Origin of the sequence: Streptomyces sp. NPDC032161 (genome assembly GCF_040636995.1) — a bacterium.
Taxonomy (GTDB): domain Bacteria; phylum Actinomycetota; class Actinomycetes; order Streptomycetales; family Streptomycetaceae; genus Streptomyces.
The window spans coordinates 1-18,854 of record NZ_JBEZVN010000058.1 but is presented as its reverse complement, the minus strand read 5'-3'; the positions used below and the strand labels follow the sequence as shown (position 1 = coordinate 18,854).

The following is an 18,854-nucleotide window of genomic DNA, read 5'->3' as shown; positions in this document are numbered from 1 at the left end:
CGCAGTCCCATCGCCTACGAGACAGCACTCGACACAACATCAATTACCCTGGCCCAACCCGCATAGCCCGTGTCCAAGATTCCGGGTCAAGGCCCAGTGCCATCTACCGGTACACCAACTTCGACGCCAACCCCTGGATCAACATCCCCGGGGGCCTGAGCGACATCGGGGCTGCCGCGGACGGCACCACGTGGGGGGTCAACGGCGGCAACCAGATCTACCGCTACCACGGCGACCAGGACGGCTCGAACCCGTGGAAGGGCATCGACGGCAGCCTGGTCCGCATCGACGCTGGCTCGCGCACCAGCGTGTGGGGCGTGGACTCCGCCGGCGCCATCTACCGGTACACCAACTTCGACGCCAAACCGTGGGTGAAGGTCCCGGGAAGCCTGAGCGACATCGGCGCCGGCGCCGACGGCACCGTGTGGGGCGTCAACAGCGGCAACCAGATCTTCCGGTACACCGGCGACCAGGACCCCAACAACCCGTGGGTGGGCGTCCCCGGCAGCCTCAAGCGCATCGCGGTGGGCTCCCGCACGAACGTGTGGGGCGTCGACCCGGCCGGCAAGATCTACAAGTACACCAACAACGACGCCAGCGGCTCCAACCCCTGGGTCAACATCCCCGGCACCGCCACCGACATCGCCGCCGGCGCCGACGGCACCGTGTGGCACATCAACAGCGGCGCCGAGATCTACCGCTACACCGGCGACCAGCCCAGCTGACCCCCGTCCCTGCCACCGCTACTGCGGCCCCGGCCTGGAACAGGTCGGGGCCGCAGACTGCCCAACTGCCCCCAGGCGACCTTGCTCTCCCCCGCCGGACCTGCCCAGCAGTTACCGGACGCGTGCACTGGTGCCCCCTTTGCCCCTCCAGACCGCCCAGTCCCGCCCGGTTAAACTTCAGTGGCAATCGGTCAAGGTTCAGTGGCACCGGACAGTCCGTTCGACCAACTGAGGGAACGGCGGGAATCGGCTGGGGACGCCCTCCGGTCGGCAGTGGCTGGAGACGTGATGATCACGGCACAGCTCACCACCCGGAGGAACACCCGATGAGCGACACCAAAGTCCCCCTGAAGCAGCGAGTCGGCCGGTACGGCGCCTGGAGCGTCGAACTGCGCTCGGAGGACCCGGCCCGGCGCGGCGAACTGGACGAGGCCGCGGCCGAACTGGAGGAACTCGGGTACGGCGCCATCTGGCTCGGCAACAACAGCACCGCCGACCATGCCGCCCCACTGATCGGGGCGACGCGCCGCATCGTCGTCGGCACCAGCGTCCTGAACATCTGGCAGCAGGAGGCCACCACGACCGCGGTCGGTTTCGCCGAGGTGGAATCGGCTCACCCCGGCCGCTACCTGGTGGGTCTCGGCGTGAGCCACGGCCCGCTGGTGAAGGACTGCAGCCACCCGTACGCGGCGATGACCGGCTACCTCGACGAGCTGGACGAGGCCGGCGTCGCCGCCGACAGCAGGGTGCTGGCCGCGCTGGGCCCGAAGATGCTGAAGCTGTCCGGCGAGCGGGCGGCCGGCGCCATCCCCTACCTGGTCACGCCCGAACACACCGCCCAGGCCCGCGAGATCCTCGGCGAGGGCCCACTGCTCGCCCCGGAGCTGAAGGTGGTCCTGGAGACCGACCCGGCCCGGGCCCCGCGCGCTGGCCCGCGACGCCCTCGCCATGTACCTCACCCTGCCGAACTACACCAACAACTTCCTGCGGCACGGCTTCACCGAGGCCGACCTGGCCGAGGGCGGCAGCGACCGCCTGATCGACGCGGTCTTCGCCTGGGGCGACGAGGACCGCATCCGCGACCGCATCGACACCTTCCACCAGGCGGGCGGGGACCACGTGGCCCTCCAGGTGCTCACCGGCACCCACGGGGACAAGCTCCCGAGGGAGGAATGGCGCAGGCTCGCCTGTCTATTGGGATAACGGCCTCGGGGAACACCGGAACCGTGGTCATCCTCGCCGAGGGCGAAAGGGTCGAGCTCCCGACCTGGCTCACTTCGGGGCCTACGCGCCTTGCTCTGCGAGTGTGACCTTCCGGCCCGCGCGCGCCGCCTCTCGGATCCGCTCCAGCATGCGGTGTCGCCGGACGGCGTGCCGGAAGTCGGGAACGCCGTCCTCATCTGGCGCAAGGTTCCCGGTGATCTGGTCGCGCAGAAGCGCGTACGCGTGTGCGACGTTGCAGGCAGGCTCAGTGGATCGCTCGGTCCATTGCGTCAGCGATCGTTGATAGCGGGCGGGAACCGGTAGCTCGGCCAACGTGCCGTCCTCTCCCCGGGCTCCGATGAGCCGCAGCCCCGCGTACCACCACTGAGCCTCGTCGGCCTTGACGACGAGATCACCCTCCGTGCCGTTGATCTCCCAGTGAAACGCGGTTGCGCGTGACGTCCCACCGCGGATGTGCACCGCGGCCACGGCCCCCGACTCCAGCATCCCGGTGACGGCGATCTGGTCCTCTGCAGTCTTGGCCGCGACCGCCCCGCTCGTGACGTGGGTGACCTCGGGGCGCAGGTTCTCGATGAGCACCGACACCTCGCGGAACTCCCCGAGCACCATGGTCAGCGCGTCGACGGAGTGCCCGAAGGGGATCGACAGCAGCGTAGCGCCGCTCGTGCCGTCCAGCACGTACGCATAGTTGTCGTCGTAGGTGGCGCCGCCGATCCAGCCGGACCCGAGCATGCTGGTCGACAGCACCCGCCCCACGTAGCCGTCGGCGACCAGGTCCCGCAGGTACCGGAGCGGTGGAGCCGACCGGGCCTGCAGGCCGACGGCCGTGAGCACGCCCCTGTGGTGCGCGAGGTTGGACAGTTCCTCGGCCTGCGCAAGGTCGGCACCGAGCGGCCACTCGCTGAACACCGTCTTTCCCGCTTCCAGCGCGGGTCGGATGAGCTCCAGGTGATGAGGCACCTTCACCGTCACCACCACGAGATCGACTTCCTCGCTGCGGGCCAGCTCTTCTGCGCTGCCGAAGGCCAGCGGCACCGCGTACTTCTCGCCGGCCGCACGTGCTGACACGGCGCTACTGGCGCTCAACGCCCGCAACTCGTATCCGTCGAGTCCTGCCAGCGCCGGCACATGGGCGGTGGCCGCCCACCCGCCGCTCGCGCTCAGTCCTACGATACCGACGCGGATCGGCTCCTGATGAGGGGAAGTGGACGTCATGTGCACCCCAGCGTTCACGGTCACCTGCTCTCTCACCTCGAAACGGCCCATAGCCATGGAGGACACGGTCTGAGCAACCCGGTCAGCTACGTGCCGATCGGCTTGCCGTTCGTTTTAGCGGCATCTCACTCGGCGAGTTCGCTCCGCCGCGCCCTGCCCTGCGGCTCGTCGGCGCTCCGAACCGGCCGAGGAACAACCGAATGAACGACCGGCACTGCTCTACTTTGCATCCTGGGGCAGGGACAGTGGCCCACATGCTCCGGCACGCGATCGCCTGCTTCGCCACCGTCAGCGAGATCTGGCTACCGTCTACCAGCGCGCCCGCGACTGAGCAGCTCCGTTCCGCGTGCCGCCTCGTTTCCATCGCCACGGCGAGGCGGTTCATTGCGTCTACGGCGACGGGGTCAGCTCGATCGGAAGGTGCCGGGGGCCGCGCAGCACAGCGCTGTGCCGGTAGGGGGGAGGGTCTTCGACCAGGGTTGTGGTGGTGAGCCGGGGAAGGAGTGCTCCCAGGGCGATCTGGGCTTCGACCCGGGCGAGAGGTGCGCCGTAGCAGATGTGGATGCCGCTGCCGAATCCGAGGTGCTGGTTGTCCCGGCGGGTGGGGTCGAACCGGTCGGGGTCGCGGAACCGCTTGGGGTCACGGTTGGCCGAGGCCAGCGCGAGCACCACGGGTACGCCCTTGGGGATGGTCGTACCCGCGACGTCGATGTGAGTGAGGGGCGTGCGGTCCAGCAAATGGACCGGGGGTTCGTAGCGCAGCAGCTCCTCCACCGCGCCGGGAAGCAGGTCGGGTTCGCGGCGCAGGCGCTCCAGCTGGTCGGGGTGGCGCAGCAGGGTCAGCACGCCGTTGGTGATCAGATTGACCGTGGTCTCGTGTCCGGCGACGAGCAGCAGTACTGCGGTGGCCGCCAGTTCCTCGCGGGTGAGCTCTCCGGTCGGGTCGGGGTCGTTGACGAACGCGGACAGCATGTCGTCACCCGGGTGGCCGCGGCGCTGTTCGGCGAGGTTCACCAGGTAGCGGCCCATCTGCGCCCGGGCCTGGTTGCCGGCCTGTTGGCGCATGGTGAGGTCTTCGCCGGGCCGGATGTCGACGGAGTCGGTGATGGCGTTGGACCACTCGCGGAAGGTGGGCTCGTCTTCGCGCGGTACACCGAGGAGTCGGCAGATGACGGTGACGGGCAGGGGGTAGGCGAAGTCGTCGACGATGTCGATCCGCGTACGGCCCTGGAGGGACTCGATCAGTTCGTCGGTGATCCGGGTGATTTCGTCTCGCATCGCGTCGATCCGGCCCGGGCTGTGCGGGGGACCGAACGGCCGTGTGGCCAGGCTGCGCAGCCTGTGGTGTTCGGGGTCGTCGAGCCGGACGAAAGGGTGGGGCTCTTCCTCTTCCGCTGGCAGGCCGCTGTAGGTGCCGGCGCGGTTGCGGCGGTCGGAGCTGAGCCGTGGGTTGTGGAAGAGGGCGACGATGTCGTAGTACCCGCCGACGAGGTAGCTGCCGTCCGTCTGCCGCGCCACGCCCGCCTCGCGGAGTTCCGCGTACAGCGGGTAGGGGTCGGGGCGGTTGGCGTAGTCGGTGATCCGCTCCAGCAGGGTGTCGACAGCCATCGACGGGCTCCTTGTGACAGGAAGGACGGAAGGGTCAGCCAGTGGGCCGGACCACGGTCAGTCGGCGGTCCGGCAGGTGACCGGTCAGCGCGACGGTGGGGCCGTGGGACAGTCCCTTCGAATCCGGCACGTCGGAGGGGAGCGCGAATTCGGTCACCAGCGGGTGGCCGTCAGCCGCGCCGGGCGCGGGCGGGAACGGGGCGGCGGTCTCGATCAGGGTCTGGTAGTACTCCAGCCACTTGGCCATGTTGACGGTGACGGCGGCGGTGATGCGGCCCCGGTAGCCGTAGACCGCCACCAGACGGCGTTCACTGAGTGAGCCCTGGGCAATGACCACCTGGTCGGAGTAGGTGGGGACGCCCACGGACTTGATGTTGACCCCGAACTGACTCGACCAGAAGACCGGAACCGCGAGGTGGGGCCGCCGCGGCGGCCCGGGACTGATCATGTTGTGGGCCGCCACCTCGGCCTGCGTGACCGCGTTGCCCCAGTGCTCCAAGGAGAGCATCTGGTAGTCGAAGAGCGGGTGGGGGAAGCGGGAGACGTCGCCGGCCACGAAGACGTCGTCGGTGACGATCCCGTACATGTCGAAGGCGCGGCACCCCGCATCACAGGCGACCCCGTGCGGGCCCGCCGCCAGCCCGGAATCCGCCAGCCACTCGACGTTGCGGACCGCGCCCATGGCGATGACGCACACGTCCGCGTCGATGTGGCTGCCGTCGGAGAGGTCGGCTCCGGTGAACCGCCCGATGTCGTTCCCGCACAGCGCGGTGACCGTCACTCCGCAGCGCAGGTCCACGCCGTGGGCCCGCTGCAGGCCGGCTGCGAGCTTCGCCAGTGTGCCGCCGAGGGCGCCCACCAGCGGTGCGGTGCCGCGTTCGGCGACCGTGACCTCAATGCCCCGCTCCCGGCAGGCCGAGGCGATCTCCGAGCCGGTGAAGCCTGCGCCGATGACCAGCACCCTGCGCGGCCCGGCGGCCAGCCGCTCGGCCAGGCACCCGGCGTCGTCACGAGTGCGCAGGGAGAAGACTCCGTCCAGGGCAGCCTGCTCCCGTTGGGGCCAGGGGCGCGCCCGGGTTCCGGTGGCGATCAGCAGCCGGTCGTAGGGCAGGGACTCGCCGTCGGCCAGCAGGACCTGACGGCCGACCGGGTCGAGCCCCGTGGCGCGCACTCCGAGCCGCCAGTCGGCGTCCGGGTCGCGGCGCATCGGCAGCCCGGTGGTGTCCGCCGCCGACATGCCGAGCAAAACCTGCTTGGACAGCGGCGGCCTGTCGTAGGGCGGGTGGGGCTCGTCCCCGACCACGGTCAGCGAGCCGGTGAAACCCTCTTCGCGCAGCGTCTCGGCAGCCCGCAACCCGGCCAGCGACGCGCCGACGATGACGATGGGGCCCTCCCGAAGGTCACCGGGCACCGGCGCTCACCGCCTCACCCACGAGGATCGCCTGGACCGGGCACGCCGCGGCGGCCTGGCGCACGCGCTCCAACTGCTCGTCCGGGACTTCCTGGCGGTACAGCAGCGCTTCCTCGCCATGCAGCTCGAACATCTCCGGTGCGAGAAACACGCACTGCGCGTAGGCCTGGCAGCGGGTGAGGTCCGCGACGAGCCGCATCCCAAGCCTCTCCCTTCGTCGCCTTGAGCTCCCTGTCTCTTTCTAGGCTCGGAATGCGTCAGGCGCTCGCCCGGCTACTCCATCGGGATCAGATCCAGCGGGCAAGGGCGTTCGAGAACGCGCAGGTGGGCCGGAACGAGGCTGCGATCGGGCACACAGGAACGGAGGCGCCGTGAAAGAGATCGGTGTGGGGATACATCAGCGCCAGCCCGACAGCGGGTACACGATCAGACAGAGCTCTACCATCACGTCCGCCCCGCCCGGACCGGCCCTGACCGCATGCCGAAGAGTGCAGACCGACAGTGACCGGCATGGCCACCAGATGCTTGGGCAGCGATCACCGTCCCGCCGGCTGCTGCCGTAACTACACCGCGTCAACTGCTCACGTCAGGATCAGAAACACTTCTTACGGGTCGAGGCAGCCGTCGCCGAACCGAGCGCCCGGGGACCTCCGCCTCGTGCCCGAACGGGCCGCTCCCGGGCATCAAGCCGCTGCTCGTGGTGTGGGCCTCTCCCGTCAGACATGCCGACCAGTCCATGGACATCATGGGCATGAGTTTCAGGTTTGGCATGCCCATCGCGGCCCAGCCCGGAGTCAGCCGATCGCGAGTTGTCCGCCGCGTGCCTCGAGAACCGCGCCGGTGATGTAGCTGGCGCGGGAGGAGGCAAGGAACACAACCGCTTCCGCGATTTCTTCAGGGTCTGCGACCCGCCCCAGTACGGTGGTTCGCCCGATCACCTGGAGGGTTTCACCTCCCATCTCCTCCGTCCCTGGGGTATGGACAGGGCCCGGGGCCACGGCGTTCACACGGACGCCCTGGCCGCCGAACTCGTCAGCCCATACTCGTGTGAGCAGTTCGAGTGCCGCTTTGGAGGCCCCGTAAGCGCCCGTTCCCCGCACCGGCGTGGTAGCCGCCGCTGTGCTCACACTCACGATGGCGCCACGCCCCCGTGCAGCCATTCCCGGGGCGAGGGCACCGACCAGGAGCATCGGCGCGCGTGAGTTGACGGCCATCTGCGTATCGAACATCTCGGCGGTGGTGTCCGGCGTACTGGCGAACCGGTAGATACCGGCGTTATTGATCAGAATGTCCACCTCGCCTGCTTCGGCGGCAAGACGCAGGACATCTTCAGAGCTGCTCAGATCCGCAGCAACGAACCGGGCCTTCCCGCCTGCGGCAGCGATCTCCTTGACGGTCTCAGCACCTCGCTGCTCGTCCCGCCCGTGGACGATGACCGAGGCCCCCAACGCTGCCAGGCGAAGGGCAACGGCCCGGCCGATGCCAGCGGTGGCGCCGGTGACAAGAGCGGTGGATCCGTCCAGTTCTGCAGTCATGGAACGCTCCTCCAAGTCGAGAGGAACGACATGCTGTCGGTCGTTCCTCGTGTAACTGATGATCCTGATGGTTCATTCCATGGCGAGGACGGACCCACGCCGGGCCGATCGTTGATCACGGTCCTGCCCGGGGCCGTGGCCCACGTGGTCTTGGGAGGCCGGTGAGCTCGCCTTCGCTGACCACGTCCACTCGTACTCGTCGTCCGCGTCCCATCGGGCGTCGCGGTCACCATCGAGTAGACCGTTGATCTCGTCCTCAGTGAGGACAGTCGCGCACATCGTCCATGGCCATCATGATGCCGACCTGCCCCCTTCACGCGGCCTGGCTGAAGCCCGCCGCGGCCGGGTCCTGGTCACGCAGCTGCGTGAAATCCACATCCAGCTTCGGGTCGTACGCCGCCGGCTGAATGCCGAGCTCGTGCGTGGAGTACTCGCCGAACCGCTGGAGGTGCTCGGTCAGGTACGGCGAGACGTGCGCCAGGTCCTCGGGGTTGATCTCCCAGCCCTCCTCCAGCAGCTGGCGGACGATCTCGGCGACGTCCAGGGCGTTGTGGAAGATCACGGCGTTCGTGAGCAGCGCGTTGAACTTCATCGCCTTCTCCTGCTCGACGGGGTCGTTGTCGGCGATGACGCCGCGGTTGCCGAAGCCGACCCACTGGGAGAACCGGTTGAACGACTCCACCTTGTTCGTCGCCGCCGTCACCCGCCGACGCAATGGGGCGTCCGTCAGATACCGAAGCAGCTGCACGGTACGGATCATACGGCCGACCTCGCGGAACGCGGTGTAGGTGGCGTTCTTGTGGGAGCCGGAGCGCAGGCGCTCGAGCAGCGTGGACGAGGAGATGACGCCCTCGCGGACGGAGACGGCCACCCGCATCAGGTGCCGGAACTGGGACTCGATCAGGTCGAAGCCGATGACGCTTTTACCCGCCTCGCCGAACAGCGCGTCGATGTGCACGTACTCGGTCTGCTTGGACGGCCGGTAGAAGACCAGGCCCTTCCAGTTCCTGATCCTGGGCATCAGGTCGAAGCCCAGCAGGTGCGCCAATGTGAAGACAGGCAGCGACTGGCCCTGGGTATCGGCATGCACGGTGGTGGGCTTGACCTCGGAGGCGTTCTTGAGCAGGCCCTCGATGATGTAGACGGCCTCCCACACCCCGCACGGGATGAAGTGCGTGAACAGCGCGATGTAGGTGTCGGAGATGTGGTGGTAGGCGATGCCTCCCGGCTTCCCGTACCGGACGGACGTCTCGGCGAGCAGGTTGTCGAGGTAGGTGTCCATGTGGGTGCCGTCGGCGGCCACGGCGGTGCCGTCGCCCCACGCCTGCGAGATGTCCAGGCGGGCGTGGGCGTTGACCAGGTCGGCGATGGCCTCGTTGAGCAGCACGAGGGAGAAGTGCCGGTTCGCCGTGTACGCCAGTTCGTGCCCGCTCACGCCGGGGATGTGGCGGGCGGCCTCGTAGGGGCCCATGTTGGTGCCCTTGACGAAGGTGGTGAGGACGTACCGGCCGAACGGGTCGGTGAGTTTCGGGTCGTTGCCCGAGGGCGGGCCGAAGCGGCGCCACCACTCCACCCAGTACGCGGTCCTCGCGCAGATCCCGATCAGCGTGCGCTCGGGCATACGGGCCTTGATCTCCTGCTCCAGCCGTTTCGCCGATGGACGTTGCCCTTCCGAGCGGTGCTGAGCGAGGGGATGCCGGTGGCAGGGTCGATGACCAGGCTCTCGTTGTCCGGGTATCCGGCGTCCGCCGCCGCGGCGGCGGCCCGCAGCCGGTCCTCCAGCTGGCGGCGGAAGGAGGCGGCGTCGAAGGCGGCGGCCTGGTCTTCGTCCTCGGCCAGCCCGACCTCTGCCAGGTAGGCGGGCAGTTTCTCCTTGACGACGTCCCACAGGAGCAGTTGCCCTGACCAGTCGACGTACTCTTCCGAGCCGGTCACGGCGATGTCGCCACAGCGGAGTTCCTCGGCGAGGTAGGTGAAGACCATCGCCTCAAAGTACCGGCGGACGAACTGTCCCGGCCTGCTCTTGTCGACCACGGCCTTCTGCCAGTTCTGCGTGGCGAACGAGGTGTCGATGCGCCTGCCGTCCTCGCCGATCGCGCTGATGTACTCGCCGCGGGCGGCCTCGTTGCGCCGTGCGTGCGCGAGCGCGTCCAGTACCCGCCCGTCCTCCGAGGTGGCGGTGAACTCCAGTTTCTCGGCCAGGTCGAACATCAGCGCCCGGTCCCGGCCGATCTGCCCGTACAGCAGCACCTCCCAGAAGTTGCCGTGGTGGGCGGAGACCTTCTCGATCTGCTCATACTGCTTCGCGAACCCGCCGAGCCCTCCACGGTCTTCGTGACCGTGCCGAGCCCGCTGGCCTGCACCAGCAGGGCCTTCATCAGCGCCAGGACGGCCGGGGAGACCTCACCGCCCAGGCGCCGGGCCACCTCCTCGGCCGACGCCTGCTCGTCCAGCCCTTCAAGGGCGGCCACGGCCTCGGCGGTCATCTCGGCGGCCTTCGCCAGCGCGGCCTGAGCCGGGCCGCCGTCGTCGATGTCCTTGAGCACACTGCGGTAGTTGCCGATCAGCGCCTCGGCCAGGGCCCGATGGACGACAGCAGCATCTGGAATGCCGCCGTCGCGGCTGGCGCGGACAGTCTCATCCGCGAGCGACCCGACGGCCTGGAGACCTACCTCTCGCCCTCCCAGTGGGGCGGACGCGACCTGTCTCCCGGCCAGTGGCAGAGACTCGCCGCAGCACGAGCCTTCTACCGTGACGCGGCACCCATCCTCATCTGCGACGAACCGACCTCCGCCCGCGACCCCCGCGCCGAAGAGGCGATGTACGACCGCATCCGCGCACTCGCCGTCAACCGCACAGTCATCCTCATCACTCACCGCCTCGGCTCCACCCGCAACGCCGACCACATCGTCGTTCTCGACGACGGAGGCATCCGCGAACAGGGAACCCACAACGCACTCATCACCACCCCCGGTTCCGAGTACGCGGCAATGTGGACCAAACAAGCCGCAACCTACGGATCGAACTGAACCAGGTAGGGGGCGGTGTACCACTGGCAAAAGCCCTCACGGGCACCGTTCCCATCGCCGCCACGGTGCCCGCCACCAGCCGCTTGCGGCGGCGCGCGCCGTGGTCACTCGGGCCGGCGGTCCGTTCACCGCCCTGGCCGGGCAGGCGAGCTGATGATGGACGACTGCATCCCCCGCGGCTTCCGGCGCATCGGAGTCAGTCAGGTCCGCGAGGTCGTCGGGCTGGGCCTCGACGAGTTCGCCCCGGGGCTGGTCATTGAGCACCGGCCAGCGCGGACCGTGACCGAGACCGAGCACGTCCAAATCCTCGCGCTGATGGGCAACGAGGCGCCCATTCACTCCGACGCCGAGTTCTGCCGGCACATCGGGCACGAACGGGTCCTGGTGTGCGGCATGCTCACCCTGAACATCGTGCTCGGCATGACGGTGCGCTCCACCAGCGGTATGACCATCGGCAATATCGCCCTGGATGAGGTGCGCTTCGAGAAGCCCGTGTACGTCGGCGACACGCTGCGTTCCCAAAGCACTGTGCTGACCGCCCGCCGCTCCTCGAGCCGCCCGGACCAGGGCATCGTCACCTGCCGTATCGAGGGGTTCAACCAGAACGACCAGCGGGTCGTCAGCTGCACCCGCACCTTCTTCGTCCCTGCGGCCCCAATCGCCCTGCGCGATGCTACCGACTACTAGAAGGGAGCACTGGTCCATGGAGTTGACGTTCGCCGAGGCCGACGCCGCCATGTGGGAGGAGTACGACGCCCTTGCCCGACGTGCCTACGGCCAGGCGGTGCCCGACATCATGCGCCTGGGCGGGCATGCTGACCGGCGGGTGGCGCTGCGAGGCGGCAGGGTCGTCGCCGGCGGCCTGGGCCTGCTGATCCCGCAGTGGTTCGGTGGCCGCCCGGTGCCCAGCGCGAGCATGGCGTGTGGTTGCGTCGCCCCGGAGGAACGGGGTGGCCGGCTCGCGGCCCGGCTGACCGATGAGCGGCTGCACGCGCTGCGGGAACAGGGCGCGGTCCTCGCCACGCTGTGGACGGCCTCCAACGGCTACGTGCGCCGGATGGGCTGGGAAGCCCCGGCGCAGGTGTTTTCCTGGACGGTGCCGACGGACGCCCTGAAGCAGTTCGGTGCCGAAACAATGGAGATCACCTTCGGCGACAGTGACCGGCTGGCGAGGCTGCGCGATGTCCTGGCCGGGCGGTGGAACGGCCCATGGCAGCGGCCTGCCTGGTGGAGCGGCTGGCAGCAGGAACAGCACCCGGACCTGTCCACGTACGCGTTCGCCGCGCCGGGCGGGCCGGCGAGCGGGGTGCTTGCACTGGCCGCGCAGCGGCACCCGGTCGATGGGCGGCAACTGGTCGTTCACGACTTCTGGGCGGCCGACCACCCGACTGCCGCCGCAATGCTCTCTTTCCTCGGCCGCCACCACAGCCGCATCCCCACCGTGGCGTTCGAGCGCACCGGCCTGCCGCCCGGCACGCTGCTGCTGCACCGGCTCGGGAAGGGCGGCGCCGCTGCCGCCCGGGCCTGGCACCCCTGGATGCTGCGGGTCCTCGACCCGCGCCGCGCCGTGGAACTGCGCGGCTGGCCCGAGGACGTCGACGTCGAGATCGTGCTGGACCTCGTTGCGGCGGACGGCTCCGGCGCCGACCGGTACACCTTGCGGATCGGCGGCGGCCAGGGGGAGCTCCGCCCCGGCGGCGGCACCGTCGGCGTCACCTTGACGGAGGGGCAGTTCGCCGTCTGGTACGCCGGCGGGTACCGCAGCGTGGCGGCTGCCGCGCTGGCCGGGTTGTACGGAGAACCGGCCGCGATTGCCCGCCTGCTGGCCGCCACCGGCGACAGGGAGCCGTGGCTCGCCGACTACTTCTGACCCTGGTGCCTGCCGGCCGTCGCACCCGCAGACCATTCCGCCCGTTGGACCCGCCGCGAGGCAAGCCGTCCTGAGCCAAAACGGGCTGATTGCGCGCACGCCCCGATACCCGTCCAGACCAGTTCTTCCGCTTCCTGTTCGGAGACGTTCATCCCATGACCGACAAGCCATTCCCGCCCGAGCTGCGTGCCTGGACCGCCGACTACCTGTCCGGTCTGGACACGATCGAGGATCGCTCCTGGCCCCGGAGTAGCTCGCGCGTGTGGCGCGTGGCCGCCGGCCCGCGCTCCGCCTTCGTAAAGCTCAGCCCCAGCACACTCGACTACGACCGCGAGATCGCCGGATACGCGTACACCGGGCGGACCTTGACCGAACACCAGGCACCACGTCTGCTGGCCGCCGACCCGCAACTGCGTGCGCTCCTGAGTTCGCCGCTGCCGGGCCAGGTCGTCCGGGATCTGCCGCTGGACCTGGATGTCGAGCTGCGCCTGCACGAAAGCGCCGGACGGCTTCTGCGCCTCTGGCACGACGCCTCGGACCCCGGGTCGGCCGCAGATCGCGCCGCCGTGCGCGCGGCGATGCAGGAACAGGCCCGGGAGGCCGCGGACTGCTTGGAGGAAACTGCGGCGCACCTGGCCGCCGACCGGGTCGCGCTGGTCGAAGCCGCGTCGAAGAACCTGGTGGAACTGGCCGAGCAACTGCCGCTGGTATTCCAGCACGGTGACTACGCAACCCGGAACTGGCTGTACGACGCCAAGACCGGCCGCCACGGCCTGATCGACTTCGCGATGGCCCAGTATGGCGTCGCCGCCGAGGAGTTCGTGTGGCTGGGTGGCGCCGTCTGGCCCACGCGCCCCGACCTCAAGAACGCCTACTTCACCGGCTACGGCCGTCCCCTCACGCAGGAGGAGGAACGGCTGCTGCGGCTGCTGATTGTCCGTCTCGGCGTCTCCTACCTGCGCAACGGCCTGGTCAAGGATCGCGGGGACCTCGTGGCGCGCGGTCACCTCATCCTTGACCGGATGGCCTCCCACAGCCCGTAGCCGATCACGCGCGGGGCCAGGCCCGCTGCGGCGCCCACGCACCATTGCCGATCCCCACCCCGAACTCCCCCGAAGCCACAGGAGTTGGTCATGACCCTCGCGTCCGACCTCTCCGGTGGTCCCATGCCCGCTGTGTGGAGCGGTGTGCCTGAGGCGCGCATCGCACCGGTCGTCGCCGAGCCCATTGATACCGCCGTCGCCACACTGGCCCGGCACCGCGCCGAGCAGGCCGCTACGTGTACTCCCGAGTGCCGCCCGGAGCGGGACAGCGAGCTCTGGTCGGCGCAGCGCTGGCACCGCTTCCGCATCCTCACCTGATCCGCCTCGTCCTGTTCTTCCGGCCGCTGCTGCGCGGCCGGTGCGTTTCGTCCACGCCGATTCATAGGGAAAGCCATGTCTGAAGCCGCCCGCCACAGAAACACCCGAGGCTCCGCGCGGCCCGATCCGGGCCGGGTGGCCGTGCGGATGCCGATCAGGGAGCTGGAGTCGCTGATGGCCACGGTGTGCGCCGCCGCCGGTGTGCCCGAAGAGGAATCCAGCCGGGTGGTGCGCCACTACCTGGCCGGGGAACTGCGGGGCAAGCCCTCGCACGGGGTCACGAAGTTCGCCTTCGAGTCGCGGTTCTTTCCCGAGCGGCAGGCCCCGCCCGAAGTGGTGCGTGAGCGCGGCGTGTTCGCGGTCATCGACGCACGCCGCGAGATCGGGCCGCTCAGCGCCGACTTCGCCGTCTGTGTGGCAGTGGAGCGGGCCAGCCGGTTCGGCGCGGGCGTGGTCGGGATGATCAACACCCAGCGGTACGGCATTCTCGCCGACTGGAGTGAGGCGATCGCCCGGCGCGGACTGATCGGGATCGCCACGAACACCTCCCGCGCCGACGCCGTCGCGGCCGGCGGCCGCACCCCCGTGGTCGGCGTCAACCCCCTCTCCTTCGCCCTGCCGACCCTCGACGAGCCGCTCGGCGCGGACATGGGCACCACCCTGGCGCCGATGGGCGTGCTGTGGGAGCACCGGCGCTCCGGCCGACCGCTGCCACCCAGCTGCTTCGTCAACGCCGATGGGCAGCACACCCGCGACCCGGACGACGCGGTCTCCGCCGTCGTGTTCGGCGACCACCGCGGCTTCGCACTCTCCCTGCTCCTGCAGGCCCTGACCGGCTCCTTGTTCGGTTTCCCCATGGGCAGCGACGTGGACGGCACCTATACCACCGGCTACACCTTCATCGCGCTCGACCCCGACTTCGCCGACCCCGGCCGCAAAGCCGCCGCCGCGAACACTCGCCTGCGGGAGCAACTGCGCGCCGCGAGCATCGCCGACGGCGACACCTGGCGCCTGCCGGGCGAGCAGGCCCGGGTCCTCGCCGCCGCGGCCCGGGCGTCCGGCGCCGTCGAGATCCCCGCCCCGGTCCTGGCACGCCTTCGCGCTCGCGCCGCCGGTGACTTCACCTCCGACTGACAGCCGCCTGGAGTCCACTATGCAGTTCCACTGGTTCCTGCCCACCGCCAGCGACGGCCGCACCCTGACGACCGGGATGCGAGGCACCCACGGCCCCGGCCACGACAGCGACTTTGCGGACACCGGCTCAGACCGGCACCGTGCCCCTGACCTTCGGTACATGACGCAGATCGCACAGGCTGCCGAGCACATGGGCTTCGAGGCGATCCTCACCCCTGTCGGTACGTTCTGCGAGGACGCCTGGCTGACCTGCGCCGCCCTCGCCCAGGAAACCGAGCGCCCCGCCATATCCCCCCACCTTGGCCGCCCAGATGGCCGCCACCTTCCAGCGCCACTCCCGCGGCCGCCTGCTGCTGAACGTGGTCACCGGCGGAGAGGCGGCCGAGCAGGCCCGCTTCGGCGACCACCTGGACAAGGCGCAGCGGTACGCGCGCACCGCCGAGTGGCTCACCGTGCTGCGCGGCGCCTGGTCCGACGAGCCGTTCGACGTCACCGGCGCGTACTACAACGTGCGCGGCGCCACCGTCTTCGCCCCGCCCGACCCGCTGCCCGGCGTGTACTTCGGCGGCTCGTCGCGGGAGGCCGGCCCGGTCGCGGCCCGGCACGCGGACACCTACCTCACCTGGGGCGAGCCACCCGACCAGGTCGCGGCCAAGCTGGAGCGGATCCGTACCCTGGCAGCGGCCGAGGGGCGCACCGTGCGGTTCGGTATCCGGTTCCACGTCGTCGCCCGCGACACGTCCGAGCAGGCGTGGGCCGCCGCCAAGCACCTTGTGACGGGGGTCGACCCGAAGCAGGTCGAGCGGGTGCAGGCCACGCTCGCCGCCAGCCAGTCCACCGGGCAGGCCCGCATGAGCAGCCTGCACGCCGCCTACCGCGGTAGTGGCCGCACCGCGGACCTGGAGGTCTACCCGAACGTGTGGGCCGGGGTGGGGCTGCTGCGCGGCGGGGCGGGCACCGCGCTGGTCGGCTCCCACCGCGAGGTCGCCGACCGAATCGCCGAGTACGCGACCCTCGGTATCGAGGAGTTCATCCTGTCCGGGTTTCCGCACCTGGAGGAGGCGTACCAGGTCGGCGAAGGCGTTCTGCCGCTGCTGGGCGCGGGCACGGCGGTGGGCCGGTGAGTGCCGTCAACGTGCTGGTGATCGGCGTCGGCCCGCACACCCGCCTCAACCACCTGCCCGCGCTCGCCGCCGCTCAGGAGGCGGGCCTCGCGGGCACCCTCACCGGCGTCGACCTTCCCCACCTGGCCGACGCGCTGGTCGAATACAGCGCGTCCGGCCGCCCCCGGCGGATGCCGGTCATCGCGGTGGAGGCGTTCCCCGTCACCCGCCCGACCCTGCCCCACCGGGTGCGCGGTGTGCTGGACGACGTGGTGGCCCGTGAGCGGATCGGCGCCGTTGTCGTAGCGACCGAACCGTCCGTACATCTGCCGTACGCGCTGTGGGCGATCGAGCGGGGCCTGCCGGTGCTGCTGGACAAGCCGCTGACCGTCCACCCGGGCGCATCCACCGACCCGGCGGCCGCCATGGCGATCGCCGATGACTTCGACACCCTTCTGGACGCCTACCGTCGGGCGCTCCGGCGTGATCCGCGGATGGTGGTCAGTGTGCTGTGCCAGCGTCGCTGGCACCCTGCCTTCCGCACGATGCGGGAGCTAGTCGCCGAGGTCGCCGAGGCCACGAACTGCCCGGTCACCTCGGTCCAGTCCAGCCACGGTGACGGCCAGTGGAGGCTGCCGGACGAATTCGTTGACCTGAGCTACCACGGCTTCGACCGCGGGTACGGCAAGGCTTCGCACTCCGGCTACCACCACTTCGACACCGTGCCGTGGCTGCTGGCCGCCGGCGAGCGCCCGGGAAAGGAGATCGATGAGATCGAGGTCCACGCGGCCTGTACCCGTCCTCCCGACAGCCTCGCCCAGCTCACCGTCGCCGACCATGAACGGATCCTGCCCGGCTTCACCGCCCGGAACCCGTATTCCGTCGCCGACCTCGAACGGCTCACCACCGGGTTCGGCGAGGTCGACGTGTTCCTCAGCATCGCCTACCGCAGCCGCGGGCGGACGATGACGCTCGCCAGCAGCAACCTCGCGCACAGCACCTTTTCCCAGCGCGGCAGCCTCCACCCGGCGGTGGACGGCCTCTACAAGGGCAACGGCCGCATCGGGCAGGAGACGCACATCATCCAGCAAGGCCCTTTCCAGGCCCTGCACCTGCACGTCCTGCAGACCCTCCATGAGGACGAGGACGGCGTCGATCCGACGGCGCCAGGCGGCGCCGACCACATCGCCCTGCACGTCTTCCGCAACAACCGTCTGCGCCCCGACTGGGAGCGGCACCGCACCCTCGGCTTCGCCGACCTGAGCCGAGGCAACGGAACGGCGGCGGTGCTGCCGACCCAGCGCTCGGCCCGCACCCGCGCCGTCACCGAGTTCCTCACCTACCTCACCGGCAGCATCCCCCGGACCGGGCTGACCTCCGATCTGACCGACCACCGGCGCTCCGCCCGGCTGATGGCCGCGGCCTACCTGTCGATGGCCCACCGGTTCACCAACGGCCACCCCGCCACCGCGGCACTCGACTTCCACCCCGCACCTGCTCTGACCGCCGAACGCCCCCTCGCCACCCTGGGAACGGCACGATGACCGAGACCATCTCCACCAGCGCCATGTCCGACCTGTCCGCGCTCCTCGGGCCGCACCTTCAGCCGGTCCTCGCCGCGTGCCACCCGCACACCGGGACCGTCACTCGGATCCGGGCGTGCACCGGCGGCAACGTCAGCCACGTCTTCCGCGCGTACGGCGAGAGCGGCTGTGTCATCGTCAAGGTCCGCGGTCGCCGCTTCTCCCGGATCGGGCACCTCGCCACCGACCCGGCGCTGATCGCTGTCGAGCACCGGGCCCTGACGCTCTACCACCGAGCGCTGCCCGACCTGTTCCCGCAGGTCCTTGCCTTCCTGCCCGACGCGCACGCCATGGTGATGACCGACGTGTTCCCCGACGGTCGTACCTGGCGCGAGCACCTCGACGAACGGCCGGCCGACATCGAGGAATGCGCGCGGCTCGGCTACGCCCTCACCCGGATCCACCACGCCACCACGGGCCTTCCCCCTGTCAGGGAAGGTGACGGTGACGACCGTTTCCGCGAGGAACACGCCTACGACTTCTGCCTGCGCACCGCCGGGCACCCTGCGCTGGCCGACGCCTGTCGCCGCCTGGATGCCCTGCCGGGCCACCAGCTCGTCCTCGGCGACGTCGCACCCAAGAACCTCAGCCTCGCCGCCGGGCGCGCTGCGTTCGTTGACCTTGACAACGTCCACCGGGGCTCCCCGCTGTACGACGTGGGATACCTCCTCGCCCACCTCGTGCTCCACCACCTGACCCGGCCCGCAGTCCAGCACAAGACGACCGCCGCGTTCCTCGACGCCTACACCCTCCCCAGCCCCACCCGGACCTGGCGCTCGGACGCGCTGCTCGCCACGATCACCGCCGGGGTCCTGCTGTACCGGCTGGAGGCCCGCGTCGTCCCCTACCCGCCCACCGCTCCGCCCGCGACCGCCGATCGCTTCCGCCGCCAGCTCCTGCGCCTGCTGGACACCGGTCCGTTCACCGTCGCCGACCTGCTGGACACCGCCGCGCAGATGGAGGCTTCCCAATGCTGATGTCAAGCCGCGAGGGTTACTGGTGGTGCGACTTGGTAGCACCGTCGGTCACGGATGAGTGCGCAGATGACGTTGACGC

The 18,854-nt window shown here is 69.9% G+C and carries 17 protein-coding genes and 2 pseudogenes; 11 read left to right on the top strand and 8 right to left on the bottom strand.

The genetic code is table 11. From position 1 onward, the window contains the following. Positions 1-38 precede the first annotated feature (38 nt). Both AB0E67_RS34630 and AB0E67_RS34625 read left to right on the top strand, forming a co-directional pair. Entirely contained in the window at positions 39-725 is a 687-nt protein-coding gene (locus AB0E67_RS34630; protein ID WP_362034599.1) for a tectonin domain-containing protein, read from the top strand. Positions 726-1,051: 326 nt separating this feature from the next. After that, a pseudogene (locus AB0E67_RS34625) lies at positions 1,052-1,928 on the top strand (LLM class F420-dependent oxidoreductase). A gap of 81 nt (positions 1,929-2,009) precedes the next feature. Here AB0E67_RS34625 and AB0E67_RS34620 read toward each other — a convergent pair. The 8 genes from AB0E67_RS34620 to AB0E67_RS34585 all read right to left on the bottom strand — a co-directional run bounded on the left by AB0E67_RS34620 (position 2,010) and on the right by AB0E67_RS34585 (position 10,264). Beyond that, on the bottom strand, positions 2,010-3,221 hold the full coding sequence (locus tag AB0E67_RS34620; RefSeq protein ID WP_362034597.1) for a Gfo/Idh/MocA family oxidoreductase: 1,212 nt from the start codon (positions 3,219-3,221) through the stop codon (positions 2,010-2,012). A gap of 333 nt (positions 3,222-3,554) precedes the next feature. After that, entirely contained in the window at positions 3,555-4,772 is a 1,218-nt protein-coding gene (locus tag AB0E67_RS34615) for a cytochrome P450 (protein ID WP_362034595.1), read from the bottom strand. A 34-nt stretch (positions 4,773-4,806) separates the two neighbouring features. Continuing rightward, positions 4,807-6,183: an FAD-dependent oxidoreductase gene (locus AB0E67_RS34610; RefSeq protein ID WP_362034593.1), complete on the bottom strand. Its 1,377-nt coding sequence runs from the start codon at positions 6,181-6,183 to the stop codon at positions 4,807-4,809. Further along, the gene (locus AB0E67_RS34605; RefSeq protein WP_362034591.1) at positions 6,173-6,382 is read right to left on the bottom strand and encodes a ferredoxin; all 210 of its coding nucleotides are present in this window, start codon (positions 6,380-6,382) and stop codon (positions 6,173-6,175) included. The genes AB0E67_RS34610 and AB0E67_RS34605 overlap by 11 nt, the downstream gene beginning before the upstream one ends. 595 nt (positions 6,383-6,977) lie before the next feature. Continuing rightward, the gene (locus AB0E67_RS34600) at positions 6,978-7,718 is read right to left on the bottom strand and encodes an SDR family oxidoreductase (RefSeq protein ID WP_362034589.1); all 741 of its coding nucleotides are present in this window, start codon (positions 7,716-7,718) and stop codon (positions 6,978-6,980) included. A gap of 313 nt (positions 7,719-8,031) precedes the next feature. Further along, a complete protein-coding gene (locus tag AB0E67_RS34595; RefSeq protein ID WP_362034587.1) occupies positions 8,032-9,339 on the bottom strand; it encodes a transposase in 1,308 nt (435 codons plus the stop codon). Next, positions 9,321-9,968, bottom strand: a complete 648-nt coding sequence (locus AB0E67_RS34590) for a hypothetical protein (protein ID WP_362034585.1) — start codon at positions 9,966-9,968, stop codon at positions 9,321-9,323. Before AB0E67_RS34590 ends, AB0E67_RS34595 begins: the two co-directional genes overlap by 19 nt. Beyond that, positions 9,929-10,264: a hypothetical protein gene (locus AB0E67_RS34585; protein WP_362034583.1), complete on the bottom strand. Its 336-nt coding sequence runs from the start codon at positions 10,262-10,264 to the stop codon at positions 9,929-9,931. Before AB0E67_RS34585 ends, AB0E67_RS34590 begins: the two co-directional genes overlap by 40 nt. Positions 10,265-10,303: 39 nt before the next feature. Between AB0E67_RS34585 and AB0E67_RS34580 the strand changes: the two genes are divergently transcribed. The 9 genes and pseudogenes from AB0E67_RS34580 (at position 10,304) to AB0E67_RS34540 (ending at position 18,775) form a co-directional block, all read left to right on the top strand. Further along, positions 10,304-10,747 (top strand): ABC transporter ATP-binding protein, encoded by a 444-nt coding sequence (locus AB0E67_RS34580; RefSeq protein ID WP_362034581.1) that lies wholly within the window; start codon positions 10,304-10,306, stop codon positions 10,745-10,747. A gap of 153 nt (positions 10,748-10,900) precedes the next feature. Continuing rightward, on the top strand, positions 10,901-11,434 hold the full coding sequence (locus AB0E67_RS34575; protein WP_362034579.1) for a MaoC family dehydratase: 534 nt from the start codon (positions 10,901-10,903) through the stop codon (positions 11,432-11,434). Positions 11,435-11,450: 16 nt separating this feature from the next. Next, a complete protein-coding gene (locus AB0E67_RS34570; RefSeq protein WP_362034577.1) occupies positions 11,451-12,617 on the top strand; it encodes a GNAT family N-acetyltransferase in 1,167 nt (388 codons plus the stop codon). Between the two features lie 155 nt (positions 12,618-12,772). Continuing rightward, positions 12,773-13,660 carry an aminoglycoside phosphotransferase family protein gene (locus AB0E67_RS34565; protein ID WP_362034576.1) on the top strand — a complete coding sequence of 296 codons (888 nt, stop codon included), beginning with the start codon at positions 12,773-12,775 and terminating at the stop codon, positions 13,658-13,660. 90 nt (positions 13,661-13,750) lie between these two features. Further along, on the top strand, positions 13,751-13,978 hold the full coding sequence (locus AB0E67_RS34560; RefSeq protein WP_362034574.1) for a hypothetical protein: 228 nt from the start codon (positions 13,751-13,753) through the stop codon (positions 13,976-13,978). A 75-nt stretch (positions 13,979-14,053) separates the two neighbouring features. After that, positions 14,054-15,112, top strand: a complete 1,059-nt coding sequence (locus AB0E67_RS34555; RefSeq protein WP_362034572.1) for an Ldh family oxidoreductase — start codon at positions 14,054-14,056, stop codon at positions 15,110-15,112. A 19-nt stretch (positions 15,113-15,131) separates the two neighbouring features. Beyond that, positions 15,132-16,236, top strand: a pseudogene (locus AB0E67_RS34550) (LLM class flavin-dependent oxidoreductase). Then, positions 16,233-17,759, top strand: coding sequence for a Gfo/Idh/MocA family oxidoreductase (locus AB0E67_RS34545; RefSeq protein WP_362034570.1), 1,527 nt, complete (start codon positions 16,233-16,235; stop codon positions 17,757-17,759). The pseudogene AB0E67_RS34550 and the gene AB0E67_RS34545 overlap by 4 nt, the downstream one beginning before the upstream one ends. Then, positions 17,756-18,775 (top strand): phosphotransferase, encoded by a 1,020-nt coding sequence (locus AB0E67_RS34540; protein WP_362034568.1) that lies wholly within the window; start codon positions 17,756-17,758, stop codon positions 18,773-18,775. The genes AB0E67_RS34545 and AB0E67_RS34540 overlap by 4 nt, the downstream gene beginning before the upstream one ends. Positions 18,776-18,854 lie beyond the last annotated feature (79 nt).